The sequence below is a fragment of the Rectinema subterraneum genome (assembly GCA_009768935.1).
Classification (GTDB): Bacteria; Spirochaetota; Spirochaetia; order Treponematales; family Rectinemataceae; genus Rectinema; species Rectinema subterraneum.
The window spans coordinates 23,842-30,456 of the sequence record WESA01000036.1 but is presented as its reverse complement, the minus strand read 5'-3'; the positions used below and the strand labels follow the sequence as shown (position 1 = coordinate 30,456).

Here is a 6,615-nt window from a genome sequence, read left to right as displayed (position 1 = left end):
ACAGCCATCGGAACCGCATCCATATCAGTGAATGCCTGGTTCTCTCCCGCCATGCCCCATATGAATGTATACTTACCTGTCCCTACGCCTGAATGGATCGACCAGCTCGGGCTGATGACCGCCTGCTCGTTTCGAACGACGATGTGCCGCGTCTCTTCGGGTTTCCCCATGAAATGAAACACGACCCTGTCTTCAGGCATATCAAAGTAGAGATATACCTCCATGCGCCGCTCATGGGTGTGCGCCGGCATTGTATTCCATACATTACCTTCATAGAACATGGTCATGCCCATCACAAGCTGGCAGGTCTCGAGCACTGCCGGGTGAATGTACTGATTGATCACGCGCTTGTTACACTCAGCATCGCTGCCCATCTCGACATGCTTTGCCTGATCGAGCGTTACGCGCCTGGTTTGGCAAGCCCGATGCGCAGGAGCGCTGTTGAAGTAAAACTTCGCAGGCTCATTGGGATTTTCGCTCAAAAAAACCACGTTTTTTGTGCCCATCGAAATGTAGAAAGCTTCCCTTGGCCCGAGCTGGTGCCTTATGCCTTCAACTTCGATAGCCCCAGATCCACCAATATTGATTATCCCCATTTCGCGCCGCTCCAGAAAGAAATCGGTGCCGAGCTCCTTGCTGACGGGCAGCGCAAGAGGGACAGAGGTTGGAGTAATGCCTCCAACGATCATCCTGTCCACATGAGAATAGACCATACTCATCTCGCCAGGAACAAACACTCTTTCAATCAGAAAATGCTCCCTGAGCCTTTGCGTATCCAAAGCCTTCACGAATTCTGAATTGACTGCTTCACGTGTATGCATCCTTCCTCCTCCTGGCTCATGAGAAAAGCCGGTCGCCATTCCATATTATGGAACAATGTTCCGCATTCATTCCATAAACCAAATCGCTCCGAGGCGATTCTACATTATGGTACATTATTCCATATTCTAGCTTGTCTTTTTCAATTGTCAAGAATAAAATATGAAAGAGCAGCATATTGCAGCACTATCAGGAGCGCCCATGGCTGAAATAAAGGTTCAATCCCTCGACCGAACATTCAACATTCTCGAAATTCTCGCGCGGGAGCCAAATGGCCTTACCCTTGCAGAAATTGCGCGGCAACTTGATCTACCCCGAAGCACTGCCTTTCGCCTGCTCGCTGTCCTTCTGCAGCGCGACTATGTTCGAAAAGCACTTGGTACAAACAGATATCGCCTGGGCCCAGGATTCATAGAGCTTTCCAGCTATTATCTCAACAACCTAGAACTGAAAACCGAGTCGGCGCCTTATATGCGAGAACTCGCTGCAGCTTTGGGCACGATTGTCTTCCTGGCGCGCCGCCAAGGTTCCATGATGGTCTATATCGACAAGCAGGATCAGTTCACGAGTCTGCGAAAGTACGCGATTATAGGGCAGCAGAAACCTTTGTATTGCACATCTCTCGGCAAGGCGCTCATGCTCGATATGGACGACGATGAAATCCGACGCCTGCATGCAGCGGTGAAATTCGAGAAATTCGGCCCCAATACGCATCAAAATATTGATTCACTCATCGAAGATATCCATCGATGCAAGGTCCGAGGATGGGCACAAGATAATGAAGAAGCAGAGCCTGGAATGAATTGTGTCGCAGCTCCGATTCGAGATTACCGGGGGCAGATCATCTCATCGATCAGTACTTCCTGGATTCCGGAATCGAGGCCTGACCTTGAGCCAGGAAAAGTAGCAATACAGGTCATGAAAGCCGCTCGCGAAATATCTGCAGCGATGGGATTTCGCGGAAATTCACACTAACAGTTTGCACTTTGAGAGCTTGCAAAGCCGCCGCAAAGAGGTTCACCTCAAGCAAAAAGGCTCGCCATAAACTCACCTCAAATAAAAGAGCCGCCCCGGATTCAATTGTGAACCAGGAACGGCTCTTTTCGAGCAACAGAACTTCAGTCTTGCTGAACTTCTGTAACTTGCGGCACGACTTTTTTGAGATACGCCTCGACACCCTGCTTGAGCGTCATGATTGAATACGGGCATGCGCCGCAAGCGCCAGTGAGCCGGACTTTGACGACGCCATCATCGCTTACCGACACAAGCTCTATATCTCCGCCATCCGCCATAAGTGACGGCCGCACATTCTCGATCGCAGATTTTACTTCTTCAAAAAGCATTGCTATCTCCTATATAGAAAGTAAACTATCGATTTATGCCTCAAGGGTCAAGAAGGCGTCCTTGCCATTCGTATCGCCGCGGGCGGAATACCTGTATAGCTGAACCTTCAGCAATATGATAGAATCAACAAAGCAAGTCGGGAAGGCAACATGGCTCGAATTATCGTTTTTGTCAATCAAAAGGGCGGCGTAGGAAAAACTACGAGCGCAATCAACATCGGCGCTTCTCTCGCCCTTCAGCACAAAAAAACCTTACTCATCGACTTTGATCCGCAAGGAAACCTTACCTCGGGTATCGGCGGCACGCTTACTCACACAAATATATACCATGTCATCTCAGGATTGGCTGAAATCAAGAATGTCATACAGCCGCTTTCCATTCCAAGGCTGTTTCTTGCTCCTTCTTCGGTGGATCTCAGCGGTGCAACAATCGAGCTTGTGGATAGGCCTGACAGGAATGATTACCTTAAGCGAGCAATTGCCCCCATTCTTGAAGACTATGAATTCATTCTCATCGACTGTCCTCCGTCCCTCGGCGTACTGACGCTGAATGGGCTCGCCGCAGCCACAGAAGTGGTTATCCCTCTGCAATGTGAATATTTCGCGCTCGAAGGGCTCTCGCTCATCATTCAAACCATTGGCCTTGTCCAGAAAAGCATAAACCCCAACCTGAAAATCGGCGGCATCCTCCTCACTATGTTCGATGCAAGAACACGACTGTCGCAGGAAGTAGTGCGACAAGTCACCGAATATTTTAAAGACAAGGTATTCAAGACCATCATTCCCAGGAATGTTCGGCTTTCCGAAGCACCCTCGCATGGCCTTCCGGCGATATTGTACGACCCCACATGCATCGGCGCGAAGAGTTACGAATCAGTAACGAAGGAGATCATGAACCGTGGCTAAATTTGGCCTTGGGAAAGGGCTTGGTGCCCTTATCCCTGAACGTCAGCAATTCTTCGAGCAATCGGGACAGGAAGCATCAGAATCGCCCGTGAGGGTCGTCTCGATCGATTCTCTTAGCCCCAATCCAGATCAGCCGCGCAAGACATTTTCTCAAGAATCGCTGAACGAACTCGCTGAGTCCATTCGCCGGCATGGGCTTCTTCAGCCACTGCTTGTACAAGAGCAAGCGCCAGGAAAATACATTATTATCGCTGGTGAGCGGCGATATCGAGCTGCGCGGCTTGCTGGCCTGCTCGAGCTTCCAGTAATACTGCGCTCATCAGAAGATGAAAGCCACCTCGAACTCTCTCTTGTTGAGAATATCCAGAGAGAAGACCTGGATCCGATAGAAGAAGCGCAAGCCTATGTCAAACTTATGGAAATAACTGGCGCTACCCAGGAACGCGTCGCGGAAATGGTTGGCAAAAGTCGCGTCGCTATCGCCAATGCTGTGCGCCTTCTCAAGCTCCCAGAAGATATCCAATCTGCAGTGAAGGAAGGCTCGATTACTCCAGGCCATGCGCGGAATCTCTTATCGATTGAAGACGAAAATGAGCGCCAGAAACTTTTCGACCGAATTCGCCATGAGAATTTATCTGTCCGCCAGACCGAGCAGGAAGCGCAAAAACTGCAAGCCGCACTTCAAAACCAGAAAGGAAAAGCACGCAAATCCAGGTCCGGCTCATCTGATGACTATGAAGCCGCCCTCGATCCTCTCCTCAGAGAGTTGAAAGAAAAACTCATCGAGCGGCTGGGAACCAAGGTCGAAATAACCGGAAGCGTGGATGCTGGCTCTATCAAAATCCAGTACTTTTCGCAAGATGATCTGCAACGGATCTATGATATCTTGGATATTCAATAATATGCACTGTTTGAAACGCGGCCCGAAACATGCCTCGAAAACCCATAAAGGAGTATTGCCCCGAACCAGCACACCCTTTCATATGTTCCAGAAATGGGGACAGAGGTTGAAAAAGCCCGTTTTTGCGCACTTTCTCACTATAATTCTTATTATGATTCCAGCATCAGGGCTGTTCGCCCAGCAATCTGCAAGCTCATCGGCCACAGTATCGATATCAAAAATGACTTCTGCGCTGCCCAAGACTTTTCAGGCTACTCTCCCGCAGGGCGTCACCTTTCAGCAAGGTTCGCCTATCCTTCGAACTGCCGAGCACATAGGCGGCAAGCTCATGTTAGCTCCGTCCCTCGAAGGCGTACAAACAATAATTAACCATATTAGCTCCGCAACCACAGGCACCAACCTAATTATCGAGGCGCTTGTCTTTTTGCCAAGCCCGACGCTTGGTGGTTCGTATAGCGCAAGCTCGCAGATTGATGCTCTCGGCCTGCTATTCAACCAATTCCGCTCCCTCCAGGGCATTCAGTATTGGTCTGCAAGCCGAAAAATAATGCGCACACTGTATACAGATGCATTTCGAGTAGACAACCCCAACGATAAAAACAAAATCAAAGACCCTGAAACCATCGCTGAATTTCGAGCGATCCTGCCTCAGAAGACCTATATTTATCAAAAAGATCAGACATTTAGCGGCATAATAACCGAGGTGCAGTGCGCCGTCTCCCAAACAACGTTCCTCATGACAAACACCAATGTTACTCCGCTTCGATTGATTGGCATTCCTGTCCTTTCAGCAGACGGCATCCGAACCGGCTTTCTTGCAGCTCCGTCCCCCGAGGGAGTTTTTTTATATTTCGTTACCTCGATTAAATCGCCATCGATTGGGCGCGACAGGGTATTTGAATCAGCGTCGAACAAAGCGCTTGCGCTTTTGCATTGGTTCACGGAGGCTGCTTCGGCCCGGAGCATCATCGAACCAGTGCATTTGCCATGGAATATCGACGATCTACCGCCTGAAATACGACTCAAACAAGCTGCGAATAATTCCCCTTAATGCATTGTATGCCGCAGTTTCTCCTGCCATACCAGAACCTCAAAACCACCCAAGTCTTGACTAATCCAGCGCATATCAGTATCGTTCAGAACATATCTAATGCAAAGGAGATACCCCATGAGCATCATTGAATATGTCGAAGCTCGTGAAATTCTTGATTCTCGCGGCAACCCGACAATCGAAGTCGATGTTGTTCTCGAAGATGGAACCCTCGGCCGCGCAGCCGTTCCGTCCGGCGCCTCCACCGGCGAGTATGAAGCAGTCGAACTCCGCGATGGCGACAAGAAGCGCTTCCTCGGCAAAGGCGTTCTCACCGCAGTCGAAAACGTCAACACCACCATAGCCGGCGAAATTTGCGGCCTCGACGCCCTCGAGCAGGTCGATATCGACCGTACCCTCATCGAACTCGACGGTACCGAAAACAAGGCCAAGCTCGGCGCAAATGCTATCCTTGGTGTCTCCATGGCGACCGCCCGCGCCGCAGCCGAATACCTCGGCGTCCCCCTCTACAAATACCTAGGCGGCGCCCATACCACCCTCTTGCCCGTCCCGATGTCCAACATCATCAACGGCGGCAAGCACGCTGACAACAAGATTGATTTCCAGGAATTCATGATCATGCCCGTCGGCGCCGAATCTTTCCGTGAAGCCATCCGCATGAACGCCGAAGTCTTCCAGACCCTCAAAGGCATTCTCAAATCCGAGGGTCAGAACACCACCGTCGGTGACGAAGGCGGCTTTGCTCCCAACATCGAGAACGAGCAAGCTCTCCAGTACATCGTCCGAGCCATCGAAAAAGCAGGCTATGTCCCTGGCGAGCAGATTGCCATCGCCCTCGACCCCGCAGCCAGCGAACTCTTCGAAGAAGGCGGCGGCAAAGGCTACCGATTCTGGAAATCCAATCCCGACAAGATATTCTCCTCCGACGACATGATCGAGCTCTACATGCGCTGGGTCGAAAAATATCCAATTGTTTCCCTCGAAGACGGACTCGACCAGAACGACTGGGACGGCTATGTGAAGCTCACCAAAACCCTCGGCAAAAAAATCCAGGTTATGGGCGACGACCTCTTTGTCACCAACACCAAACGCCTTGCCAAAGGCATCGAGATAGGCGCCTGTAACTCCATCCTCATCAAGCTCAACCAGATCGGCACCGTTACCGAGACCATCGAAACCGTCAACATGGCCAAACGCGCCGGCTACACTGCCGTCGTCTCCCATCGCTCCGGCGAAACCGAAGACACCTTCATCGCCGATTTCACCGTCGCCATGGAAACCGGCCAGATCAAAACCGGCTCCATGTCCCGCACCGACCGCATCGCCAAGTACAACCAGCTCATGCGCATCGAAGACGAAATGGAAGGCATCGCCGAGTTCTGGGGAAAGAAAGTCTTCTACAACGTCCGCGGCTGAATCGATTGAGCCGGCTGGACCAGCTCCAAACGCTGAACCGGCTGACCGCCATTCTGCCAACATTTGAAATTCAAGGGCCGCCTCATCCGGGGCGGCTTTTTCTTTTTTTGATTTTGTGGGGGAGCGCTGCCAATCCGACCTCTGTCCCCCGTCTTTCAAACCTCTGTCCCTCTGCGGTA

7 protein-coding genes are annotated in these 6,615 nt (G+C 51.0%); 5 read left to right on the top strand and 2 right to left on the bottom strand.

What is annotated here, in order from left to right; genetic code table 11:
• Window positions 1–821: 5-dehydro-4-deoxy-D-glucuronate isomerase (gene kduI, locus GAP13_RS09430; protein ID WP_158908080.1), on the bottom strand; the 821-nt coding region annotated here is incomplete at its 3' end.
• Window positions 822–1,020: 199 nt separating this feature from the next.
• Here kduI and GAP13_RS09425 point away from each other — a divergent pair.
• Window positions 1,021–1,794: an IclR family transcriptional regulator gene (locus GAP13_RS09425; RefSeq protein ID WP_158908079.1), complete on the top strand. Its 774-nt coding sequence runs from the start codon at window positions 1,021–1,023 to the stop codon at window positions 1,792–1,794.
• Window positions 1,795–1,937: 143 nt separating this feature from the next.
• On the opposite strand, the gene GAP13_RS09420 is transcribed toward GAP13_RS09425, so the two are convergent.
• On the bottom strand, window positions 1,938–2,162 hold the full coding sequence (locus GAP13_RS09420; RefSeq protein ID WP_158908078.1) for a NifU family protein: 225 nt from the start codon (window positions 2,160–2,162) through the stop codon (window positions 1,938–1,940).
• A gap of 150 nt (window positions 2,163–2,312) precedes the next feature.
• Here GAP13_RS09420 and GAP13_RS09415 point away from each other — a divergent pair, with 150 nt between their 5' ends.
• The 4 genes from GAP13_RS09415 (at window position 2,313) to eno (ending at window position 6,436) form a co-directional block, all read left to right on the top strand.
• The gene (locus tag GAP13_RS09415) at window positions 2,313–3,068 is read left to right on the top strand and encodes a ParA family protein (protein ID WP_158908077.1); all 756 of its coding nucleotides are present in this window, start codon (window positions 2,313–2,315) and stop codon (window positions 3,066–3,068) included.
• Window positions 3,061–3,969 carry a ParB/RepB/Spo0J family partition protein gene (locus GAP13_RS09410; RefSeq protein ID WP_158908076.1) on the top strand — a complete coding sequence of 303 codons (909 nt, stop codon included), beginning with the start codon at window positions 3,061–3,063 and terminating at the stop codon, window positions 3,967–3,969. The genes GAP13_RS09415 and GAP13_RS09410 overlap by 8 nt, the downstream gene beginning before the upstream one ends.
• A 151-nt stretch (window positions 3,970–4,120) precedes the next feature.
• Window positions 4,121–5,020 (top strand): DUF6675 family protein, encoded by a 900-nt coding sequence (locus tag GAP13_RS09405; protein ID WP_158908075.1) that lies wholly within the window; start codon window positions 4,121–4,123, stop codon window positions 5,018–5,020.
• Window positions 5,021–5,137: 117 nt separating this feature from the next.
• Window positions 5,138–6,436, top strand: coding sequence for a phosphopyruvate hydratase (gene eno / locus GAP13_RS09400; protein ID WP_158908074.1), 1,299 nt, complete (start codon window positions 5,138–5,140; stop codon window positions 6,434–6,436).
• Window positions 6,437–6,615 lie beyond the last annotated feature (179 nt).

What these genes read in the sequence shown, in the direction of transcription:
- GAP13_RS09425 (WP_158908079.1), top strand. Translation starts at nt 1,021, where the DNA reads ATGGCTGAAATAAAGGTTCAATCCCTCGACCGAACATTCAACATTCTC.
- GAP13_RS09420 (WP_158908078.1), bottom strand. Translation starts at nt 2,162, where the DNA reads ATGCTTTTTGAAGAAGTAAAATCTGCGATCGAGAATGTGCGGCCGTCA.
- GAP13_RS09415 (WP_158908077.1), top strand. Translation starts at nt 2,313, where the DNA reads ATGGCTCGAATTATCGTTTTTGTCAATCAAAAGGGCGGCGTAGGAAAA.
- GAP13_RS09405 (WP_158908075.1), top strand. Translation starts at nt 4,121, where the DNA reads ATGATTCCAGCATCAGGGCTGTTCGCCCAGCAATCTGCAAGCTCATCG.
- eno (WP_158908074.1), top strand. Translation starts at nt 5,138, where the DNA reads ATGAGCATCATTGAATATGTCGAAGCTCGTGAAATTCTTGATTCTCGC.